Source organism: Streptomyces sp. NPDC002779 (assembly GCF_042888685.1).
In the GTDB taxonomy this organism is placed as follows: domain Bacteria; phylum Actinomycetota; class Actinomycetes; order Streptomycetales; family Streptomycetaceae; genus Streptomyces.
The window spans coordinates 71570-92231 of sequence record NZ_JBIAQC010000018.1 but is presented as its reverse complement, the minus strand read 5'-3'; the positions used below and the strand labels follow the sequence as shown (position 1 = coordinate 92231).

21 protein-coding genes and 2 pseudogenes are annotated in these 20662 nt (G+C 71.6%); 16 read left to right on the top strand and 7 right to left on the bottom strand.

Features of this window, described 5'->3' with window-relative positions:
- Positions 1–42 precede the first annotated feature (42 nt).
- From amiA to ACFYW5_RS33425, 7 genes are all read left to right on the top strand, one after another.
- Positions 43–156: a streptamidine family RiPP gene (gene amiA / locus ACFYW5_RS33455; protein ID WP_244889785.1), complete on the top strand. Its 114-nt coding sequence runs from the start codon at positions 43–45 to the stop codon at positions 154–156.
- Between the two features lie 90 nt (positions 157–246).
- On the top strand, positions 247–1092 hold the full coding sequence (locus tag ACFYW5_RS33450) for a hypothetical protein (RefSeq protein WP_389420893.1): 846 nt from the start codon (positions 247–249) through the stop codon (positions 1090–1092).
- The gene (locus ACFYW5_RS33445; RefSeq protein ID WP_389420892.1) at positions 1089–2570 is read left to right on the top strand and encodes a CocE/NonD family hydrolase; all 1482 of its coding nucleotides are present in this window, start codon (positions 1089–1091) and stop codon (positions 2568–2570) included. Before ACFYW5_RS33450 ends, ACFYW5_RS33445 begins: the two co-directional genes overlap by 4 nt.
- Positions 2567–3946 carry a YcaO-like family protein gene (locus ACFYW5_RS33440; protein ID WP_389420891.1) on the top strand — a complete coding sequence of 460 codons (1380 nt, stop codon included), beginning with the start codon at positions 2567–2569 and terminating at the stop codon, positions 3944–3946. Before ACFYW5_RS33445 ends, ACFYW5_RS33440 begins: the two co-directional genes overlap by 4 nt.
- 64 nt (positions 3947–4010) lie before the next feature.
- Positions 4011–5132, top strand: coding sequence for a SagB/ThcOx family dehydrogenase (locus ACFYW5_RS33435; RefSeq protein WP_389420890.1), 1122 nt, complete (start codon positions 4011–4013; stop codon positions 5130–5132).
- Complete coding sequence (locus tag ACFYW5_RS33430; RefSeq protein WP_389420889.1) at positions 5129–6868, top strand: ABC transporter ATP-binding protein/permease; 1740 nt, start codon at positions 5129–5131, stop codon at positions 6866–6868. Before ACFYW5_RS33435 ends, ACFYW5_RS33430 begins: the two co-directional genes overlap by 4 nt.
- Positions 6865–8619: an ABC transporter ATP-binding protein gene (locus tag ACFYW5_RS33425; RefSeq protein ID WP_389420888.1), complete on the top strand. Its 1755-nt coding sequence runs from the start codon at positions 6865–6867 to the stop codon at positions 8617–8619. Before ACFYW5_RS33430 ends, ACFYW5_RS33425 begins: the two co-directional genes overlap by 4 nt.
- Positions 8620–8701: 82 nt before the next feature.
- On the opposite strand, the gene ACFYW5_RS33420 is transcribed toward ACFYW5_RS33425, so the two are convergent.
- The gene (locus tag ACFYW5_RS33420; RefSeq protein WP_389420887.1) at positions 8702–9310 is read right to left on the bottom strand and encodes a TetR/AcrR family transcriptional regulator; all 609 of its coding nucleotides are present in this window, start codon (positions 9308–9310) and stop codon (positions 8702–8704) included.
- Between the two features lie 101 nt (positions 9311–9411).
- On the opposite strand from ACFYW5_RS33420, the gene ACFYW5_RS33415 reads away from it, so the two are divergent.
- Positions 9412–9831 carry a VOC family protein gene (locus tag ACFYW5_RS33415; protein ID WP_389420886.1) on the top strand — a complete coding sequence of 140 codons (420 nt, stop codon included), beginning with the start codon at positions 9412–9414 and terminating at the stop codon, positions 9829–9831.
- 59 nt (positions 9832–9890) lie between these two features.
- On the opposite strand, the gene ACFYW5_RS33410 is transcribed toward ACFYW5_RS33415, so the two are convergent.
- Entirely contained in the window at positions 9891–10223 is a 333-nt protein-coding gene (locus ACFYW5_RS33410) for a type II toxin-antitoxin system PemK/MazF family toxin (RefSeq protein ID WP_389420885.1), read from the bottom strand.
- A gap of 185 nt (positions 10224–10408) precedes the next feature.
- On the opposite strand from ACFYW5_RS33410, the pseudogene ACFYW5_RS33405 reads away from it, so the two are divergent.
- Positions 10409–10909, top strand: a pseudogene (locus tag ACFYW5_RS33405) (transposase); the annotation flags it as partial.
- Between the two features lie 202 nt (positions 10910–11111).
- On the opposite strand, the gene ACFYW5_RS33400 reads toward ACFYW5_RS33405, so the two are convergent.
- Positions 11112–11567: a hypothetical protein gene (locus ACFYW5_RS33400; RefSeq protein WP_389420884.1), complete on the bottom strand. Its 456-nt coding sequence runs from the start codon at positions 11565–11567 to the stop codon at positions 11112–11114.
- A gap of 144 nt (positions 11568–11711) precedes the next feature.
- Here ACFYW5_RS33400 and ACFYW5_RS33395 point away from each other — a divergent pair.
- A pseudogene (locus ACFYW5_RS33395) lies at positions 11712–11816 on the top strand (DUF4291 domain-containing protein); the annotation flags it as partial.
- 124 nt (positions 11817–11940) lie between these two features.
- On the opposite strand, the gene ACFYW5_RS33390 reads toward ACFYW5_RS33395, so the two are convergent.
- The 3 genes from ACFYW5_RS33390 to ACFYW5_RS33380 all read right to left on the bottom strand — a co-directional run bounded on the left by ACFYW5_RS33390 (position 11941) and on the right by ACFYW5_RS33380 (position 13999).
- Positions 11941–12180, bottom strand: coding sequence for a chaplin (locus tag ACFYW5_RS33390; RefSeq protein ID WP_389420883.1), 240 nt, complete (start codon positions 12178–12180; stop codon positions 11941–11943).
- A gap of 127 nt (positions 12181–12307) precedes the next feature.
- Positions 12308–12850 (bottom strand): DUF1360 domain-containing protein, encoded by a 543-nt coding sequence (locus tag ACFYW5_RS33385; protein WP_389420882.1) that lies wholly within the window; start codon positions 12848–12850, stop codon positions 12308–12310.
- Positions 12851–13096: 246 nt separating this feature from the next.
- The gene (locus tag ACFYW5_RS33380) at positions 13097–13999 is read right to left on the bottom strand and encodes a bile acid:sodium symporter family protein (protein WP_389420881.1); all 903 of its coding nucleotides are present in this window, start codon (positions 13997–13999) and stop codon (positions 13097–13099) included.
- A 252-nt stretch (positions 14000–14251) separates the two neighbouring features.
- Here ACFYW5_RS33380 and ACFYW5_RS33375 point away from each other — a divergent pair, with 252 nt between their 5' ends.
- From ACFYW5_RS33375 to ACFYW5_RS33350, 6 genes are all read left to right on the top strand, one after another.
- On the top strand, positions 14252–14785 hold the full coding sequence (locus ACFYW5_RS33375) for a kinase (RefSeq protein ID WP_389420904.1): 534 nt from the start codon (positions 14252–14254) through the stop codon (positions 14783–14785).
- Between the two features lie 110 nt (positions 14786–14895).
- Entirely contained in the window at positions 14896–15519 is a 624-nt protein-coding gene (locus ACFYW5_RS33370; RefSeq protein WP_389420880.1) for a DUF6000 family protein, read from the top strand.
- A 93-nt stretch (positions 15520–15612) separates the two neighbouring features.
- Positions 15613–16416 carry an MBL fold metallo-hydrolase gene (locus tag ACFYW5_RS33365; RefSeq protein ID WP_389420879.1) on the top strand — a complete coding sequence of 268 codons (804 nt, stop codon included), beginning with the start codon at positions 15613–15615 and terminating at the stop codon, positions 16414–16416.
- A 244-nt stretch (positions 16417–16660) separates the two neighbouring features.
- Positions 16661–17554: a glycoside hydrolase family 19 protein gene (locus ACFYW5_RS33360; RefSeq protein WP_389420878.1), complete on the top strand. Its 894-nt coding sequence runs from the start codon at positions 16661–16663 to the stop codon at positions 17552–17554.
- Positions 17555–17807: 253 nt separating this feature from the next.
- The gene (gene uppS / locus ACFYW5_RS33355) at positions 17808–18578 is read left to right on the top strand and encodes a polyprenyl diphosphate synthase (protein ID WP_389420877.1); all 771 of its coding nucleotides are present in this window, start codon (positions 17808–17810) and stop codon (positions 18576–18578) included.
- Positions 18575–20038, top strand: a complete 1464-nt coding sequence (locus ACFYW5_RS33350; RefSeq protein WP_389420876.1) for an oxygenase MpaB family protein — start codon at positions 18575–18577, stop codon at positions 20036–20038. Before uppS ends, ACFYW5_RS33350 begins: the two co-directional genes overlap by 4 nt.
- A gap of 81 nt (positions 20039–20119) precedes the next feature.
- On the opposite strand, the gene ACFYW5_RS33345 is transcribed toward ACFYW5_RS33350, so the two are convergent.
- Positions 20120–20509 (bottom strand): STAS domain-containing protein, encoded by a 390-nt coding sequence (locus ACFYW5_RS33345; RefSeq protein WP_389420875.1) that lies wholly within the window; start codon positions 20507–20509, stop codon positions 20120–20122.
- Positions 20510–20662 lie beyond the last annotated feature (153 nt).

Below are 20662 nucleotides of genomic sequence, written 5' to 3'. Positions count from 1 at the left end.
CTCACCAGAACGCCGCATCTCCCTCACGAACAAGGAGAGTCCATGGACAACGAGAAGGTCTTCGCGCCCATCGCCGACCCGGGTCAGCTGGCTCACGCCTCGGCCACCCACTCCAACGCTCTCGTCGAGAACCCCTTCGAGGACACCGAGGAGTAAGAGGGTCCAGCGCCCTCGACCGTGAGCCCGCCCGTCACCTGCGGGCGGGCTCACGCCCCTTCAAGGCCCCTTTTTCACAGGAGGACTGACGTGTCCCGCAGTTCGCTCGCACCCGGTGTCGAGGTCGTCGCCGTCCCTGGGCGGGGCCTCGCCGTCCGTACGGCCGAGGGGGAGTTCCTCAGCATCAGGACGAAGGTCGCGGACGAGCAGGCCCTGCTGGCCCGTCTCTCCGGTACGGCGACCGCGGTCGAGCCGGACGGTGAACTCGACCGCGTCATGGGGGCCTTCGAGGAAGCCGGGTACCTCGCGCACGAACCGCAGCGACCGCAATGGCCCGCCGATCGCCGGGACATCCGGCTCCTGGGCGACCCCGTGCTGACCGAACCCCTCGCCGCGCTCCTGCGCACCCTGGGCGCCGAGCCGCGAACGGCCGTAAGCAGCAGTACACCACCGTCACTTGACGACCTGTCCGCCGACCATCCCGCCGCGGTGGTGTGGTGCCTCGACGGGCCCGTGCCCGACGGGCTGTGGGAGAGCGCCGACCGGCTGCCCGAGCGCGGCATCGCCTGGCTGCGCTGCCACCGCGAAGGCTGGCAGGCGTACGTCGAGCCCCTCGCCGCCACTGCCGGAGACGTCACCTCGGCACACGTGCGGGCCCGCCGCCTCGCCGCCACGCCCGCACACCGTGAACTGGCCGCCTACTGGAGCGGCCCGCGTACGTCCGGCGCTCCCGTTCACCTCACCGCTCCCGCCGCGCACCTGCTGGCCGCTCTGCTCGCCGATGACCTCAGCCGGTGGATCACCGGCTCCGCCGACACGGACGGCCTCCCCGCCCGGCGCAGGCTCCGACGCGTCGATCTGCGCACGCTGACCGTCACCGAGCACGCCGTGCTGCCCGTCCCCGCCGTCGCCCCGACACCGAAGCAGGCCGGATGACGCCGTTCACCGTCCCCGTCGAAGGGCTCACCACCGACGTCCACCTCCCGGACGGCGACGGCCCCTTCCCGGCCGTCCTCATCCGTACGCCCTACGACCGCAGACGGCACCGGGCCGAACTGCGCGGCTGGGCCCGTCGCGGGTTCGCCGCACTGGTCCAGGACGTCCGGGGCCGGCACGCGTCCCCGGGTCAGTGGCACCCGTACGACAACGAGACCGCCGACGGAGCGGCGACCGCCCGCTGGATCCGCCGACAGCCCTGGAGCAACGGGCAGTTGGTGGCCGCCGGAGCCTCGTACGCCGCGCACTGCGCCCTCACTCTCGCGCTCGATGCCCCCACGGACGCCCGGCCCGACGCCGTCATCGCGGCCGTACCCGCCCTGGGTCCCGCCGAGACGGCTCGCGAACCCTCGGGCGTGGAGCGGCTGTTGGCCCGCGCCGGATGGTGGGCGGCCCACGGTGACCGGCCGGACTCCGACGAGGACGCCCTCGACAAAGCCCTCGCCGCGGACCCCGGGCTGCTCGCCCATCTCCCGCTGACCGGCCTGCCCGAGCGGCTCGGCCGGAGCCTGCCCTCCTGGCCGGGCCTGTGGCGCCACCGCGCACACGGCCGGCTGCTCTCGCAGGCCGAGCAGGCCGGCATGCCCCTGCTCGCGGTGGGCGGCCACCACGACCACTTCGCCGAGGACACCGTCGCGCTGTGGCGGCGCTGGGGCGGTCCGTCGGCGCGGCTGCTGCTCGGGCCCTGGGGACACGGCCTCGTCGCCGAGCCCGGAGCCGACGCCGATCCGGCACACCGGGTGCGTCTCGGCGAGCTCTACACAGGCTGGGCCACCCGAGCCCTTACCGGCGAACTGACTCCCGGGCACGGTGGCGCGGTCGGCCTGGGCGGCAGCACCCTGTGGACGACCGCCGACACAGAGGGACAGCCGCGCACGCACCCCCTACGGCTGCTGCACGGCGCCTCCTTCACAGCCGACCCCGAACGACCCGTGTCCTCCGCGGACTTGACCGTCCCCACGGACGGCCCACCCGACCGCTGCCTGCTGGTCACCCCGCCGCTGCCCCGTCCGCTGGACCTGGTCGGACGCGTCGAGGTCGGGCTGCGGGCGGCCGCCGACACCCCCTCCGCCGACTGGGCCCTCCGGCTCCTCGCCCTGACACCGGAAGGAGTGGCTCAGCGGCTCGCCGTCGGCATCGTGCGACGCGAGGAACCACCAGGCGGACAGGCCGAGTTCACCGTAGGACTCGGCCGCCTCGCCCGGCGACTGCCCGCCGGCACCCGGCTTCGCCTGGAGATCGCCGGGCACCACTTCCCGGCCCACGCCCGTAACCCCCACACCGGCGGCGACCCGGTCACGGCCACCCGCATGGTCACCTCCCGGCGTGAGGTCGACGCCGGGAGCGTGGCACTGCGGCTGCCCGTCCTCGGATCCCGACCCACTCCCACCGATCCCGTACAGGAGATCCTGCGATGACGGCGCTGCCGCTGGAAGCTCTCGTCGACCCCCTCTGCGGCATCGTCCGCACGGTCGAGCCGGTCGAGCACCCCGAGGGCGCACCGCCCCGCTACACCGCGCTGACGGCCGAGATAGCCGACGCCCGCCGGCTCGGCCTGTGGCCCGCCGACCGGGTGTCGCTCGGCACCACCTTCGGCGACCCCGAGGCCGCTCGCATCGCCGCGATCGCCGAGGGGATCGAGAGGTACTGCGGCAACCGGGTGCCGCCGCCCGGCCACCCGGACGCCCCGGTGCGTGCCACGGCCGCCGACTTGGCCGCGCAGGGGTTGCGGCTGTACGGGCCGGACGAGCTGCCGGCCTACGCCGACTGGCAGTACACCCGGGAGAAGTTCCCCTACCGCCGCCTCACCGCCGACACGCCCGCCCTCTGGACGCGTGGCACCGAACGGCTGCCCGAAGGGCACACCGCCGAGGTGTGGGCGCCCGTCGCCCTCACCCACCTCAACTGGCGCCAGGGCGAACTGCGTTCGCTGCCGCGCACCCACCACCTCAACTACGCGGGAATAGCCACCGGGCAGGGCTTCGACGATGCCGCCGAGCGCGGCCTGCTGGAGATCGTCGAACGCGACGCCCTGGAACTGTGGTGGCACCTCGACGGCCCGACCCGCGGTATCGACCCGGCCAGCGTTCCCGGCCTCACCGACGACCTCGCCGGATCCGCGCTCGAGGTGCATCTCGTTCAGATGCCCTCGGAGTTCGCACCCTGCATGGCCGCGCTCGTCCGCGATCCCCGCCTCGGCCTGTACGCGGCAGGATTCGCCTGCAAGTACGACCCGGCCGAGGCCGCCCGCAAGGCCGTTCTCGAAGCCGTCCACACCTGGGTCTTCACCCAGGGCCTGACCGGCCCCGACGCTTGGGTCTTCCGAGCCGTCGAGGCCGGGCTGCTCGCCCGCGGGCTGTACCTGGAGCACCGTGCCGACGGCCGCTATCTCGACGTGTGCGGCGAGCAGTTCGAGCACGTACGGGACCTGGGCGCACATGTCCAGGTCTGGCTGGACGAGCGGATGGCGCCCGAAGCCCGCCGCTTCACCGATCCCGCGCACGGGACCGTGCCCATCGACGCGGTCGAGCCCGGCAGCCGGGACCGGCTGGAACGCGCGCTGGCCGAGGGCGGCCACCGCGTCATGACGTTCGACCTCACCACCGAGGACGTGGCCGAGACGCCCCTGCGCGTCGCCCGCGTCCTGGTCTCCGGGCTCCTGCCCAACGCCCCTGCCGCCTTCGGCTACTTCGGCTGCCCGCGCCTCACCGACGCCGCCGTCGCCCGCGACTGGCGGACGACCGCACCGAGCGCGCCGGAGGACTTCACGCTGGCTCCTCCGCCCCACATGTGAGGACCGCCCCGTGAAACACACCCACCAGGCTTGTCCCGCGGAACCCGCCGGTACGGCTCCCCGCGTGGAACACGCGACGGCGGACCGTCCGGTGGACCTCGTCACCGCCCTGGCCCACGCCCGCTCGGCGGCGGCTCCCGGCCCCGACACACCCGCCGGGACGCCGGTGCGTGCCTGGCCGGGACAGCCGCGCACCATCCCGGAGGCCGGACCCGGGGAACTGGACCTGCGGGCCCTGCTCCACCTCTCACTGGCGGCCTCGGACGACTCCGGACGGCTGCGGCCCGCCCCTTCCGCGGGTGCGCTGCACCCGGTGGACGCCGAGCTCGTCGTGGGTAACGGCTGCCCGCTGCCGCCCGGACGCTACGGCTACGACCCGCTGCGCCACCGGGTGCACCACCTCGGTCGGGAACCCCACGGCACGCCGCCCGGCGTCACCGTCGAACTGAACGTCACCCCACGGCGTACGGCCTCCCACTACGGCCACCGCGCCTGGCCGCTGATGCTGCTGGACACCGGCCACGCCGCCGCGGCGCTGTGGCTCGCGGCCAGCACGCTGGGCCTCGCGGCGCCGATGCCCCGCTTCGACGGGCTGACCCAACACCCGCTGGCCGTAATGCACTTCACCGTGACTCAGCACGCCAGCGGGGTTTCACCGCCTCAGGCGGCGAGCGCGCCCACCCCCGGCGAACTGCTGACCCGCCGCAGCGCCCCGCCACCGCTGACAGGCACCCCGCACCGGGACGCTCTGCGGGCGGTGCTCACCGCCGCCGTCCGGGCGAGCGACCGTGAACTCGCCTGGTGCGCGGCCGTCGGCGAGCCGAAGCCCGAACTGGTCGAGCCGGCGCCCGACGGCACACTGCGACGGCTCGCGGCAGGGGAGGCCCGGCCGACGCTCGCCCTCTGGGCGGCGGGCCAGGCATGGCTCGCGGACGCGGGCGCCGTCCTCCTCGCGTACGGCTGCCCATCGGACGCCGACGCCCCGCTGATCCGCCGAACGCACCTGCGGGCCGGCTTCGCCGTCCACCTCGCCCACCTGACCGCCGTACGACACGGCCTGGCCGCCCGCCCTGTCGGTTCCTGGCAGCAGGCGGACCTGGGCGCCGCGCTCGGCGCCGCACCGGGCCGGGACTGGATCGTCCACGGCCTGGCCCTCGGCACCCACTCCGAACAGGGGACCTCGTGATCGTCCACCCCGAACTGCGCCGCGCCGCACAGCACGCACGGCGGCCACTGCTCGCGGCCACCCTGCTGCAGGCGGCCGTCACCGCCACCCAGCTGGCGCAGGCCGTACTGCTGGCCGTGGCCCTCGCCGACCTGGCGCGGGGGGACACGGACCGGCTCCCGCTGCTGCTCGGCGCGGTGCTCACCGTCGTAGTCGCACGTGCCGGGTTGGGCAGTCGGCAGCGGCGCACCGCCACCCGCGCCGGAGCCACAGTCAGGGTGGCTGTGCGGGACGAACTCCTCGCCCACCTCGGGCGGTTGGGACCCGCGTACCTGACCACCGCACGCGCCGGGGCCGTCCGCACCACCCTCGTCGACGGGGTGGAGGGCGTCGACGCCTATGTCTCCCGCTACCTGCCCCAGCTCCTGATCACCGTCACCGTGCCGCCCTTCCTGCTCGCGGCCATGGCGGTGATCGAACCGGCCGCCCTCCTCGGCCTCGCCCCCGCCCTGCTGCTCGCCCTGTTGGGGCCACGCGCCTGGGACCGGCTCCTGGCCCAGCGTGGCAAAGAACACTGGGACACCTACGAGCAACTGGGCGCCGACTACCTCGAAGCCCTCCAGGGCATGCCCGCGCTGCGGGCCGCCGGTGCCGTCGGCCGCACCCGGGAACGGCTGGAGAGGCGGTCGGCGGCGCTGCACCGGGCGACCGTCGCGAAGCTGCGCGTCTCACTCGTCGACACCGGCCTCACCGACCTGGCCATCCAGGGCGGCAGCGTGGCCGCCGCGCTCCTCGCTTGCTGGTCGGCCGTCACCGGATCCGCCACGGCGACCGGCACCTACCTGGTGCTGCTCCTGGCCTCCGAGTGCTTCCGGCCGGTCCGGGACCTGTCCCGTGAGTGGCACGCCGGATACCTGGGCGTCTCGGCCGCGGACGGGCTCGCGGCGCTGCGCACCGCCGAACCCGCCGTCCCCGACACGGGAACGGCAAGGGCGCAGTGGCCGGGCCCGCCGGAACTGCGTTTCGAGGAGGTCGACTTCGCCTACGACGGCGCCGAAGTGCCCGCCCTGCGCGGTATCACCTTCGCCGCTGAGGCGGGGCGGACGACCGCGATCGTAGGCCCGTCCGGCGCCGGCAAGTCCACGCTGCTCGGCCTGCTCCTGCGACACCACGACCGGCAGGGCGGCCGGATCACTCTGGGCGGCCGCGATGTGAGCGAGTTCGCGTTGGACTCGTTGCGGCAGTCCATCGCCGTCGTCTCCCAGGAGACGTACCTCTTCCACGCCACCATCGCCGACAACCTGCGCCTGGCCAGGCCGGACGCCACGGACGACGAACTGGTGCGCGCGGCACGCACCGCCGGCATCCACGACGAGATCGCCGCCCTCCCCGAGGGTTACGCCACCGTCCTCGGCGAACGGGGCGCCACCCTGTCCGGTGGCCAACGGCAGCGGCTCGCCCTCGCCCGGGCCCTGCTGGCCGATGCTCCGGTGCTGGTGCTCGACGAGGCCACCAGCGCGGTCGACGAACGCCGTGAGGCCGACATCGTGCGCGAGTTGCTGGCCGCCGCGGGCGGCCGGACCGTCCTGGTGGTCGCCCACCGGCTCGCCGCCGTCCGGCACGCCGACCGCATCGTCGTCCTCGACGGCGGACGCGTGGACGCCGTCGGCGACCATACGGCCCTCGTCCAGGCCGGGGGCGTCTACGCCGAACTCCTCAACGCGGGCCACGCACACCAGAAAGGGCTCGCCGCATGAGCACCACCACCGTCCGCGCCACCGCCGACATGCCCGCGCGCGGTTCATTGCGCGCGCTGCTGCCCGCCCTCGCCGGGCACCGGACCATGATGGCCCGCACCTGCGCCGCCGCACTCGTCGAACAGGGCTCGCTCGTCGCGCTGCTGACACTGGCCGCGCACACCGTGGGAACCGCCGTCATCGAGGACCGCGCCCCCTCGGCCGGTACGGTCACCGCACTCGTCGTCCTCGTCCTGGTCCGCGCCCTGATGACCTGGCGCGAGATGGACCTCAGCCACGACCTGGCCTACCGGGTGCTGGCCGAACTGCGCGTGCGCGTCTTCGACGGGCTCGCCCGCAGCGCGCCCGCCCGCGTGGCAGGCCGCCGCAGCGGGGACCTTGCCGCCACCGCCATGGCCGATGTCGAGGCACTGGAGTTCTTCTACGCCCACACCACCGCCCAACTCCTCGCGTCCGGAGTGGTGTTCACCGGGGGCGCCGCCGTCCTGGCCACGGTGGAGCCGTGGCTGCTGGTAGCAGTGCTGCCGGTCGCCGCGCTGCTCGCCGCAGCGCCCTTCGCCGACGCGCGCGGACGTGCGGCGCGCGGAGCCGGTACGCGGGCGGCGGCGGCGAAGTTGTCGGCCGACACCGTGGAGACCGTCGACGGCCTGCGCGAGCTGCTCGCCTTCGGCGGGCTGGCCGAGCGGCGCCGCCGTCTCGCCGACCAAGGACGGCGGGTGGGGGAGGCCCAGCGTGCGGAGGCCGCCTGGGAGTCCATGGCCGCCGCCGCCCGCGACCTGCTCATCGTGCTCGCGGTCCTCGGCGTCGTAGCGGCCGCCGCACAGTCCGTGACCTCCGGGCGGCTGGACGGCGCATGGGCTCCCGCGGCGATGACACTGGCCCTCTCGGTCCTGGGCCCCGTAGCGGAGTCGGCCAGGGCACTGAGCCAGGCGGTGGGACTGCGCGCCGCGGCCGCCCGTGTCGGCGCCGCCCTGAAGGCCCCCGCTCTCGCCCCGCCACCCGCCACACCCCGCCCGCTCCCCTCCGGCCCGCTGGGCGTCCGGCTGCACCGGGTGAGTTTCGACTACGGCGGCCAACCCGTGCTCGATGAAGTCGACTTGACCGTCCGCCGCGGGCAGACCCTCGCACTGGTCGGCGTCTCGGGGGCTGGCAAGTCGACTTGCGCGCACCTGCTGGCGCGGTTCTGGGATCCGTCGGAGGGAACGGTCCAGCTGATATCCGGCGACGGTGAACCCGTCGACGTACGCGAGGTGAGCGACGCCGAACTCAGGCGTGCCGTCGCCGTGGTGGGCCAGGACACCCCCCTCTTCCACGGCACCCTCGCCGACAACCTGCGGCTCGCCGCACCCGATGCGGACGACGAACTCCTCGCTCAGACAGCCCGGTTGTGCGGCGTCGACCGCATCGCCCCCCTGGGCACCCTCGTCGGCGAACGCGGTTCCACCCTCTCCGGCGGCCAGCGCGCCCGCATCGCCCTCGCTCGCGCGTTGCTCGCACAGCCCCGCGTCCTCGTGCTCGACGAGACCACCGCCCACCTGGACAACACCGGCGACGCCCAACTCGCGACCGCGCTCGGCAAGGAAGGCCGTACGACGATCGTCATCGCCCACCGCCCCGCCACCATCCGCCGCGCCGACCGCATCGCGGTCCTCGAAGCCGGGCGCATCGCGGAGGAAGGAACCTGGGAGGAACTCACCGCCCGCCCCGACAGCGCGCTGGGCCGTGTCCTCGCCGTCACCCCACCCGAGTGAACTCCGGACCACCCGACGGTGTCCGCTTCGTCGGCGGTGATGGTGCAGGTCAGGCGGGCGCACCGCGCTTGACCGCGCCCGCTCAGCCGCCCTCGGTCCGGCCGGTGCTGTCGCGCAGCCCGCTGAGCAAGTGATCCAGGGCTTGTTCGGTCTGCTCCAGCGCGTGCGGGTCCGCTGTCCTGGCCAGCCAGAGTGCGGCCTCGTTCATCGCGCCCGACAACAGCCGCGCCAAGGGCTGCACCGGCTGCTCGGCGATGATTCCCGCGTGCACCAAGTCCTGTAGCGCCTCGGTCAGGTGCCGGGCCGAGGACTCCTCGTCCATCGCCCGCCACTCCTCCCACCCCAGTACCGCGGGCGCGTCCACCAGCATGATGCGGCGCGTCGCCGGGTCGGAACCGGCGGCGAGGAACGCCCGGCAGCCCGCCCGCAGTTGCTCCCACGGGTCGTCGTGGCGACGAGCGGCATCCGCGACACGTTCGCCGAGCTCCAGCTGCACCTCGGCCACTGCCGCCCTGAACAGCCCCGCCTTGCTGCCGAAATGGTGGTAGGCCGCCCCCTTGGTGACCCCCACCGCCTCAGCGATCTCCGAGAGGACGACGGCGTGATAGCCGTCAGCGGCGAACCGCCGGCGCCCTTCAGCCACCAACGCCCGGCGCGTCGCCTCCCGTTGCTCGGCCCTCGTGCCGGCCATCCGCTCTCACCTCTTCCTTTCGCGTACCTCGGGTATGCTAACGTCCCATTTCACATACCCAGGGTATGTGAAATGGATGGCAGGGCAGAGGGAGACACGCCATGACGACTGAGCTCAGCGGCTTCTATCCGGTGATCGCGACCCGCGACGTCACCGCGGCCCGCGACTTCTACGTACGGCACTTCGGGTTCGAGGTGACGTTCGAGGCCGACTGGTACGTGAGCCTGCGCCGACCGGACGCCGCGCACTACGAGTTGGCCCTCCTCGACCACAGCCACCCCACCCTTCCCGACGGCCACCGCGTCCCGTGCCAGGGTGGCCTGCTGCTCAACTTCGAGGTGACCGACGCCGACGCCGAGTACGACCGGCTCGTCACGAAGGCGGGCCTGAGCGAACTGCTGCCTCTGCGGACGGAGGACTTCGGGCAGCGCCACTTCATCGTTGCGGCACCGGACGGCGTGCTCATCGACGTCATCACTCCCGTTCCGGCGACGGAGGAGTACGCGGCCCAGTACCTCTAGTACTCCAGTAGTACTCCAGCCGTAGATCGTGATCTCGATGGTGAGTGGCGCCTCTCCGCCTACCCGAGTTCACCGAGACGGAGGGCGTCCTCAATCTCGCTGAGCTTCGCGGAGGACAGGACGCCCGCCCGCTCGATCAGGTCGTCCTGGGACACGGTGGTCAGCCACGTGCAGGGGGTAAAGCCCGGACGCGGGAACGCGAACCGCAGCACGCCTTCAAAGGGCAGTCCTTCCATGGCACCTACTGGCACTTCGACGCCCAGACCGCTGATGTCGACGCCCGCAGGAGTGACGACCTGCATCGCCCGGATCCTGGACGCGTCGTCTGCCGCCAGCAGTACGACCAGCCGCCGCTCGTCGAACTCCACCCACCAGACTTCGCCACGTTGCACATGTCCTCCTGACTCAGGACGGCAGGCGGAACTGCGCGACCCTGACGCGTTGTGGAGACGGGTGCGACCACCGTTGATCATCGTGAGTTGTGTGGACTGACGAAGAGACGGTGGCCGCAGGTCACAGCATAGAGACCACCCGTTGGCGGGACGCGTTCGAGGGCCTGACGGGCCTGACGGGCCTGATGGGCCGGATCGCGGGGCGCTTCGCCCGGGTCGAACCCCGGTGCGGGGCGGCGCGGTTGGTGCTCGGTCTATCGGCCGACCTGCCGCGCAAGAACTGCTGGACCATCGCCGAGTGGGCTGGCGAGACCACTCCGGACGGCATGCAGCACCTGTGCGGCTACGTGGTGGAGCACCTGCACGACGACCGGGCGGTGCTGGTCGTCGACGAGACCGGCGATGTGAAGAAGGACACTGGCACGGTCGCCGTCCAGCGCCAATACACCGGTACAGCCGGCCGGATCGATTAAGCCCAAGTCGCCGTCTACCTGGTTTACGCAGGTAAGCGCGGCCACGCCTCATTGGACCGGGAACTCAACGTTCCGCCCTCCTGGACCTCCGACCCCGACCGCTGCCGCGCCGCGGGCCTCATGGACCTCTTCACCCGCCGCCCCGGCCTCATCCACACCGCCATCACCCGCCTGCCCCCGGCATGGCACCGCCTCGACGCCTACATCGCCGGGCGCACCAGCGTGGCAGGCATCATGACCAGCCCTCTGGCACGCGCCGCGGCAGCCATCGGCACACGGCTGTCGCCCGGCGAGGGACCAGGGGTCCAGTCCCGTGGCGCAGGAAGGGGAGACGGAGCGAAGGCCGAGATCCCTGCGAGGGGGTGACAGTCAGTGCCTTGCGTGCGAACGCGTGGGACCCGACCTGCCGGCCAGGTCAGTTATCCGTGGCGTCCGTCGGGTGAGCGGTCGGAGAAGGAGTACCAAGTGACCAGCCGGAGACGTCGGAGGCCCTTCCGCGCCACAAGGGGGCCGTGACTTCGCCCGGTACGGAAAGGAACGTGACATCCAGCAGGTGGATGAACGCATGCAGGCCCCCAGCCGCGTCCTTCTCCGTCTGCTCCGTGGACGCCTGTACGGCGTGAGCCAGATCCGCCATCTGATCACCGCGATCCTCAGTCCCGGTGGCCGCCGACACCACGCGGCGCCACCTCTCGACCCAGCTGCTCGTGCTGACAAGGTGACCCGCGATGATTCCGCCCGGCGTGGTCAGGCAGATAGCCGCACTGGCCCCTGACTGCTCCTCGACGAGGCGCAGCAGGATCTCAAGGTGGATGTCGATCGCCGGGTGGGCAGTCCCTGCGCCCGGGGGAGCAGTACTGGGCTCGTTCATGGGGGACCTTTCCACGGGCTCAGAGGGAGAGGACAAAGAACCTGTCTCTGACGGCAGTTACCCCGCACCACCAGAACTATCGCTGCCCGTTCGACCGGAGGCTCGGCCCCGTGCTCCGGTAATTCGATGGCGCGCATCGAACACAAGGAGGGGCAGGAAACCGTCCTCGCGGTCGAGACCACCCGCGAAGGCTTCGAGTGGGCGCAGCAGCACGCGTGTCCGTCCCACTACGAGCGCGGGCTGGGGCCCCGAGCGGGATATCCATCTCAGTGCGGCCACCAGGGCGGCGTCTTTACCGGGGTCGGAGCGCCCGTGGGACGAGCGGAGCGCCCGCCGTGCGGGACGGCGGGCGCTGGTACGCGGGGCTCGCTGATCAGTCCTGGTTCAGGCAGGCGTTCCATACGGCGGGGTTCAGCAGACCGACGATGTTCACCGTGTTGCCGCACACCTCGACTTCGAGGTCCAGGGGCACCTGGGTGACATTTCCGCTGATGGCGCCGGGCGAGTTCGCGGCCGTACCAGCAGGGTCGGGGTCGTCGGCCAGGGCCGTGCCGGCTCCGGCAAGCGTGATGCTGATGGCCAGGGCAGCGGCAGCGAGTATGCGATGACGCATGTGTACCTCCTGATCGGAGCGGGGTTGCTCACCTCCCGACGCTGGCCGAAGGGCACGGCGGCAGCAACGCAGGTGACCCATCCGGCGGAGTTACACCATGTGACACCGCGGTTCACCTCCGCGAATGTCAATCTCCCGTCGTCTTGTCCACCAGCGCGCTGTACGCCAGCTGCAGCGCGTCCGCTCCGGCCAGGGCAGCCAGCGTGCCCATCGCGGTGCGTGTCGCGCGCGGCCAGAGCAGCTGCCCGGCGGTCAGTGTCGAGGCGACCCAGACGCTGACGCAGAACGGGCAGGTCACCAGCTCGCCGACGGTCTCCTTGCCATCCTCGGACTGCGCCTCCTCGTGCAGTTCGGCCGGGCCCTGCGGACCGACGTACCTCGTGAAGGGGGCCCGCAGCGGACTGGTCACCGAGGCCTTGCTCAGCAGCCTGCTGAGCCGGAAAGTGGCCACCGAGGTGAGGACGACCTCCCACGGTTCGGGCCGGTCCGGCAGCGGGCGCCCACGGAGCCGTACCGCGGTTGCCAGGGCCGCGGTGTACGCTCCGAAGCCCGCCATGGCGGTGAGATAACCGCCCAGAGGCCGCTCATGGCCTGCCGAATAGTCCCGGCCGGTGCGGCGGAGCAACCCGCCCACTCGCCGTCCGATACGGCCGTCAGCTGCCATGACCATGGGCGGTGCCTGCTTCCATGCTTGTGCGAGTACGTTCGGTCATGGTCGGCCGGGTCCCCTGCCGGCGCGGATGACAAACGGGCCATGCTCTCCGTCCGGCCACGGATCACCGGCCCGGGCGGATGGCCGTACGCACGCGGGCAGCCCTCCGTCTTCTCCGCCCACATCGCAAGGGGCACGGTTTACGTCGTCAGGCAGGACGCGCTCACCTACCCCGCTGCCGGCGGGTCCAGCAGCGCAGGATGATCACTCCTGACTCCTGTCGAGGGCCGGCGCGGGTTGCTCGACGGGGCGGGGCCCCCGGGTCATCAGTACTCCCGCCAGGGCTGCGATGGGGTTCATGAGCACGCCGTAGACGGCGGCGGGTACGGCCAGGCCGACGCTGCCGAGGACGCTGATGGCCACGGTCATGGCGACGGCGCTGTTGTGGACGCCGATCTCCATGGAGCAGGCGATCGCTTGCCGTTTGTCCAATCGGACCATGCGCGGTACGGCGTACCCGATGGTGAGGCTCAGCACACAGAGGATCACCACCGTCGGCCCTACGTCCGAGAGGTAGCCGGCGAGGTTGCTCCTCTCGGCCACCATCGCACCGACGATGATCGTGACGAGTACGACGATCGACAGGTACCGGACCGGGCGGTCCATGCGGCGCGCGAAGTCCGGCGAGCGGCGGCGGATGGCGAGCCCGAGCGCCACCGGCACGATCACCAGGGCGAACACCTGCAGAACCTTGCCGAACTGCAATCCCATGCCCTGCTCGCCGATGTCCGGTTCGAAGTACTGCAGGGAGAGGTTGGTGATGATCGGCAGCGTCACGATGGCCAGCAGCGCGTTCACCGCGGTGAGCGTGATGTTCAGTGCCACGTCGCCGCCGAAGAGGTGGCTGTAGAGGTTCGCCGTCGTGCCGCCGGGCGATGCGGCCAGCAGCATCATGCCGACGGCGAGGACGGGGGAGAGGTCGAAGGCGATGACCAGGCCCAGGCAGATGCCGGGTAGGAGAAGGAGCTGGCAGGACATGGCCACGACGACGGCGCGGGGGTGGCGTCGCACCCGCCGGAAGTCGTCGACCGTCAGGGACAGGCCCAGCCCGAACATGATGAAGGCGAGGGCGAGCGGGAGGAACACGGTGGCGAGGGGCGTGTCCATGCGCGGCGGCTCCGTCTTCAGGGGCGGGGTGGCGCGGTGAGCCGGGGTGCCGGCCGTGCCGGTCCGGCGTGCACATGCTCAGGTGGTGTCCGCATCGCGCACAGTAGATGGGGGCGTGGGTACGGTCAACATCGGCTCTTCGTCGCCGAACCTCAGGTCCTCCGAAGCGGTGTGTCGACGGTGATGGCGGGTTCGACGGTGTCCCGCACCGCGCCGGTGCTGTCAGCGCCTGGCGGTAGCGTGCTCGCCGTGATGGTGGGCACCGAAGAGACCCGGCTGGTCGTCCTGCGCGGCAACAGCGCCTCGGGGAAGTCGTCCGTTGCGGCTGGTCTGCGCGAGACGTTCGGGCGCGGTCTGGCCCTGGTCGGCCAGGACAACCTCCGCCGCATCGTGCTCAGGGAACGCGACCGCCCCGGTGCGGCGAACATCGGTCTGATCGACCTGACCGTCCGCTACGCCCTGGATGCCGGATTCCACGTCGTCCTCGAAGGCATCCTCTACGCCGACCACTACGGCAACATGCTCGCCCAGTTGCGCGCCGACCATCGCGGCCCGACCTACGGTTACTACCTGGACGTGCCCTTCGGTGAAACCCTCGTCCGGCACGCGACCAAGCCGATCGCCGATGACGTCAACGCGACGCAGCTGCGCGACTGGTACCGAGAGCACGATCTACTGCCCGGCGGCATCGAGACGGTGATCGGCGCGGATAGTGCCCTGCACGAGACGGTTGACCGCATCATGCTCGACACGGGTCTGGCGTATTTGCCCGCGGTGGACCGCTGACCCGGACACTGCCTGGCGCCGTCAGTTCAGCCTGCTGAGCAGTACCGCGAATCTGTTTCGTGAGGAGGTTCCGCTGGCACTTGGGGTTCTCGCCGGGCAAGGATGCAGTCATGCGCGACGCCATCACCGACCCCGAGCTGAAGGACCTGATCCGACGATTCGTCGTGCCCGGGCGGCGGTACCTACGGCTGGGCGGCAGTGCGCTGCGGTTGAGCGGCCCGGAGCGCGACCTGTTCGTGAGTGAACTGGTCCAGGCTGCCGGGGAGATCACTTCCGATGAGCTCGGCATCCTTTTCGAAGGCGGTTGGCGAGAGCGTAAGACTGCCTCCTGGCTGGTCGCGGTAGCCGGCAGAACCGAGTTCCGCAGCCGTATCGGCGAACTCCTGCTGGCCAGCGCAGGTCCCTACGGCGGGGCCTACTGCATCACTCTCGCCACCTTCGGCACCGGCGCGGACGCCGATCTGGTCTGCAGATACCTTGATCGATACTTGCCGCAGCCGGACCTCGCCTACGACCGGACCTTTGCTCTCAGTACCCTGCTTCATCTCGACGCCGTCCTCGGATCTGATCGAGCATCTTCCTACCTTGCCGCCGGTGGCCTGTGGCAGCAGTGGGCCGAGGCCACGCCGAACAGGGTGTTGGAGCCGCAGGAGTATCAGCAGGTCGTGGGTCAGCTCTGTGCCTTTGCCAGGGAGTGCGCCGAACTCTTCGCAAGAAGGGAAACCCAGCAATAGGGCCTCGCCGACGCGAGGCTCTACGGGCAGGCGTGGCGCCAACTTCCCGGCACCCGCCTGGTCCGCGCAGACGGCCGATGGCACCATCTGTGGATGCCTCCCTCTCTTCAGGTCGGTCCGTACACCGTCATCGCGCTCGCCGACGGCGCAGGCCCCTTCTTCTCCCCCCGTTCGGAGGCGTTTCCTGATGCCACCGCCGAGCAATGGGCGGCGGCCGACCGGTTCGATCCCGGCGCGCTCGACGCCGAAGGGCGCTGGCGGCTGCAGTTCCGCGCGTTCGCGATCCGCAGCGACCAGGGGGTGACTCTGGTCGATGCCGGGATCGGCCCGGCCGACAGCCCTGCTGCCGCATGGGCACCCGTGCCCGGGGCGCTCCCGGCTTCACTGGCCGCCGCGGGGATCGAACCGTCCGACGTGGACACCGTGGTGCTCACACACCTGCACACCGACCACGTGGGCTGGGCCGTCGTCGGCGGAGAGCAGGCGCGGCCGTACTTCCCGAACGCCGCATATCTGTTGCAGCAGGCGGAACTTGACGCGATCGAGGAAGTGAACCCGCAGCTGCGGTCCACGGTGATCGACCCGCTCAGCAAGACCGATCAGCTACGGCTGCTCGACGGCGACACTTCGCTGCGCAGCGGCGAGCGCCTGGTCGCCACGCCCGGTCACACACCCGGGCACCAAAGCCTCCTCGTCGCGTCAGGGCGCGAGTTGGTCGCCGTCACCGGTGATCTCCTCGTGCACGCGATCCAGTTCCTCCACCCCGAGCTCGCCTACGTCCATGAGATGGACCCTGAGCAGGCAAGAGCCTCAAGGGAGCAGGTGCTTCGCAGCCGGGCCGCCGGCCCCCTCCACCTGGCGACCCCGCACCTGACGGAGCCTTTCACCGCCTGCTGACTGAGGGAGGGCGTCCTTGCCGTGGCCGTGGGGCCCGACACCAGCTCCCCACCAGCTCCCGCCAATTGGTCTAGGCCTGACTGGTCTGCACCCTTGACTGGTCCAGACCAACGCGGTTGAGTGTGCCCCACAGCCCCCCACCACGGCCGCCCCCACACCGTGTCCGGTCCGCCGGTGCGTGCGGTGCGGGCTCGCTTCGCCCTGCCCCCGAGGTGCGGCCGTGCCCTGCAAAGGAGTTGAGCCTGTGTCGAGACGCCGTGTCTCCGCCGTCCTGGCCGTCCTCGCCTTCGCCGGCACCGCCCCCGTGGTCCTCCCGGCCACCACCGCCGCCGCCGCCGCGGCGTGCTCCAGCTACCCCAACTGGGTGGCCGGAAGGTCGTACAACGCCGGTGATGTCGTCCGCTACACCGACGGCAAGGCGTACATAGCCGAGCACGCCAACCCGGGTTACGACCCGGTCATCAGCACCTGGTACTGGGAGCCGTACGCCTGCGACAGCGGGCCGGGCACGCCCGATGCGCGCTTCGTCGTGTCGGAGGCGCAGTTCAACCAGATGTTCCCCAACCGGAATTCCTTCTACAGCTACAGCGGTCTCACCGCGGCCCTGAGTGCCTACCCCGGTTTCGCCAACACCGGCAGCGACACGGTGAAGAAGCAGGAGGCCGCGGCCTTCCTCGCCAACGTCAGCCACGAAACCGGCGGCCTGGTGCACGTGGTGGAGCAGAACACCGCCAACTACCCGCACTACTGTGACTGGAGCCAGCCCTACGGCTGCCCGGCCGGTCAGGCCGCCTACTACGGACGCGGTCCGATCCAGCTGAGCTGGAACTTCAACTACAAGGCGGCGGGTGACGCGCTCGGCATCGACCTGCTGCGCAACCCCTGGCTGGTGCAGAACGACTCGGCCATCGCCTGGAAGACGGCCCTGTGGTACTGGAACACCCAGACCGGACCCGGCACCATGACTCCGCACAACGCCATGGTGAACGGCGCCGGTTTCGGCCAGACCATCCGCAGCATCAACGGCTCCCTGGAGTGCGACGGCAAGAACCCCGCGCAGGTGCAGAGCCGCGTGAACAACTACCAGCGGTTCACGCAGATCCTCGGGACGTCACCGGGCGGCAACCTCTACTGCTGACGGCGGGACACCGGATGCCGTGACACACGGGATGCATGCCCCCTGGCCAGTCGGGCCCAGGGGGCATGCATCCCGGCTGCGTGCAAGCGCGCCCCCGACCCCCACCAGCCGCCCCTGCACCACGTCAGGTAATCGGGCATATGCGCCAAGGCTGAAGGGCACCCCGTTCGGCCGGTCAGGGCGCTTTCGTGCCGTCAGACTCCTGGAAGGGAACGCTCCGGTGGGGCGTGGGCAGGGGTGATACGGGGTGGGTGTGGCTGAGTGGGGCGGGGCCGACGCCGAGGTGCGTCCAGACGTCGGGCCGGCGCGTGTGGTGCCGCGGCACGTGGCCTGCGTGATGGACGGCAACGGCCGTTGGGCGCTGCGGCGTTCGCTGCCCCGCACGGCGGGACACCGGGCAGCGGAGAGCACCGTCATCGACATCATCGAGGCGGCCCGTACCGCCGGTGTCGAGTGGCTGAGCCTGTACGCGTTCTCCACCGAGAACTGGAACCGTCCCGGCCCCGAGGTCGACTACCTCATGCGGCTGGTGCGCCGGGTCGTGCGCAAGCACGCGCCGCTGCTGCTGGCCCGCGGCATCCGCTGCCGCTTCCTGGGCGCCGCGGACCGGCGCATCCCCGGGGAACTGGCGCAGGACTTCGCCGACTTGGCGGCGCTGACCGCTGACAACCGGGGGATGACGCTGACCGTGGCCTTCGACCACGGCGGGCGCCGCGACATCGTCGAGGCCGCCCGGTCCCTGATCCGCAGCGGGACGCCCGCCGACGAGGTCAGCGAGCGGCTCTTCGCGGACCACCTGCCCTTCCCCGACACCCCGGACGTCGACCTCGTCATCCGCACCTCCGGCGAGCAGCGCATCTCCAACTTCATGCTGTGGCAGGTCGCCTACGCCGAGTGGGTCTTCCCTGAGGTGCTCTGGCCGGACTTCCGGGCCCCCGACTTCCTCGCCTGTCTGCACACCTACCGGCGCCGCGACCGCCGCTTCGGTGGCGTGCCGCCCCGGACGAACGGAGATCCGTCGTGACCGCATTACCCACCCAAAGGGCCGAGGAGACACCCCTGTTCGGCCCCGAGTCACACTTCAGCGCCTTCTTCGACGACCCGCGCTGGGCGCTGGCCATCATCCGTGCCACCGTGCTGGAGGCCGCTCACCCGCAGATCGGCGCCGCCCTCGTCGACAACTCCACCTTCGTCGCCCACCCCTGGCGCCGGCTGCGCAACACGTTCCTGAGCATGCGGCGCATGTTCGGCGCCGACCCGGTGGCACGCGAGCGGGAGGCCGCCCGGCTCAACCGGCTGCACGCCCGCATGAGCGGCACCGACGCCCGCGGGCGCGCCTACGACGCGATGGACCGGGCGACCCGGGCCTGGGTGGTCGCCACCCTTTTCGAGAGCGCCGTCACCATGTGCCGACTGAGCGGCCAGCCACTCGATCAGGACACGATGGAGCGGATGTACGCCGAGTACCGCTCGTACCTCGCCGCGCTCGACGGCGACGCCGGGGAACTGCCCGAGGACCTGCACGACTTCTGGCGGTACTTCGACCAGGTCGTCGAGAACGAGCTGGAGAACACCGAGGCCGCCCGGGTCATCCTCTACCGGCTCTTCGACCACCTGCCCGCCCCGGCGCTGTTCGAGGGCGCGCCGACCCTGTGGGCGGCAGGCCGGGCGGTGGTCGGTCCGCTCCTCGGCGCCATCACCGTCGCCTCGCTCCCCGAGTCGTACCGCCGCCGGGCCGGACTGATCGAGATGCCCGGCGCCGCCACCCTCATGCAGGGGGCCTACCTCGCCGCCGGGCTCACCCGTTTTCTGCCCGAAGGCTGGATCGACGCCGAAAGCATCATCGAAGTCGTCTCCCTGTCACCCGACAGCGACGACCCCCGCGCCCGGACCGTGACCGCCCTGCGCGCCCGCATGAAGCGGGCATCGGCCCTGATGCGCCTCCTGACCCCGCTGAGCGGCGACGCCGCCTCCGCACCGGCCCCTGCGGCGGGCACCGGGGAGAGCCGGCGCTCGGCGGAGGAGTTCTTCCGGCAGGTGCTGGACCAGACCGGCGACGGCTACCTCGACTGGCCCGACCTCGCCGCCATGGCCCGCGAACTCGCCACCCGCCTCGACCTGGACGAACCCGCGGAGACGCGGCTCTACGACGCCTTCGCCGCCTGGTGGCGCGAGCTGCAGGCGGCCCTGGACACCGACGGCGACGGCCGCGTCAGCGCCGAAGAGTACGCCGCGGCCGTCCCCGCCCTTGCCGGACCCGCGCTCATCCGCGTCGCGGAGGTCCTCTTCGACGCCACCGACAAGGACGGCAGCGGAACCATCGACGCCGACGAGTACCAGGCCCTCTTCCGCACTGCCTTCCACCGCGACCTCACCGCCACCGACGGCAGCTACGGCCAGAGCGCCTTCGTCAGCGACTTCCTGTCCTTCATGTCGGGCCGCCGGACGAACACCCCGTACGACCCCCTTCTCGCGGACGCCTGACGAAGCCGGTGCCCGGCGGGAGACGGCGGCAGGAATCAGGTCGCCGTCGAACGCGGGCACCGATCCGCCCGGCCGGTGCCATCAGTCCGCCATGGCCTGCTCGACGCTGGGGCGGCAGGGGATGACGTCGTCGACACCGACCAGCTGCAGGACGCGCAGGACTGACTCCTGTGCCGCGGCGATGCGCACCCAGCCGCCCGCGGCGCTCACCTGCTGATAGGCGGCGACGAAAACATTGATGCCGCTGGAGTCCATGAAGGTGACCTCGCTGAGGTCCGCCACGATGCGGGGCCGCTGAGCACCGGCCTCCACGCGCAGAGCCTCGCCGAGCACGTCCCTGACGTCGTGGTCGATCTCGCCGCGGAGGGACACGACACGGATACCGGAGACGATGCGCAGCTCGCTGCAGAGCCGGGCGGGCCGGTTGGCGTTCTCGATGGGGGTCACCGTCTCTTCGGCTGCGTGGGGCATGCCCGGATCGGGGCGTGCGCGGACGATTCTGCCCCACCGCCCAGCCGGATTCACTCGAACGGCTGTACTGGGCACCCCCTGCGGGCATGCGTGGCGAGGAATCGGGTACTGGCGCGCGCATCAGCGGGGAATGAGGGCGAGGCCAGTGGAGCA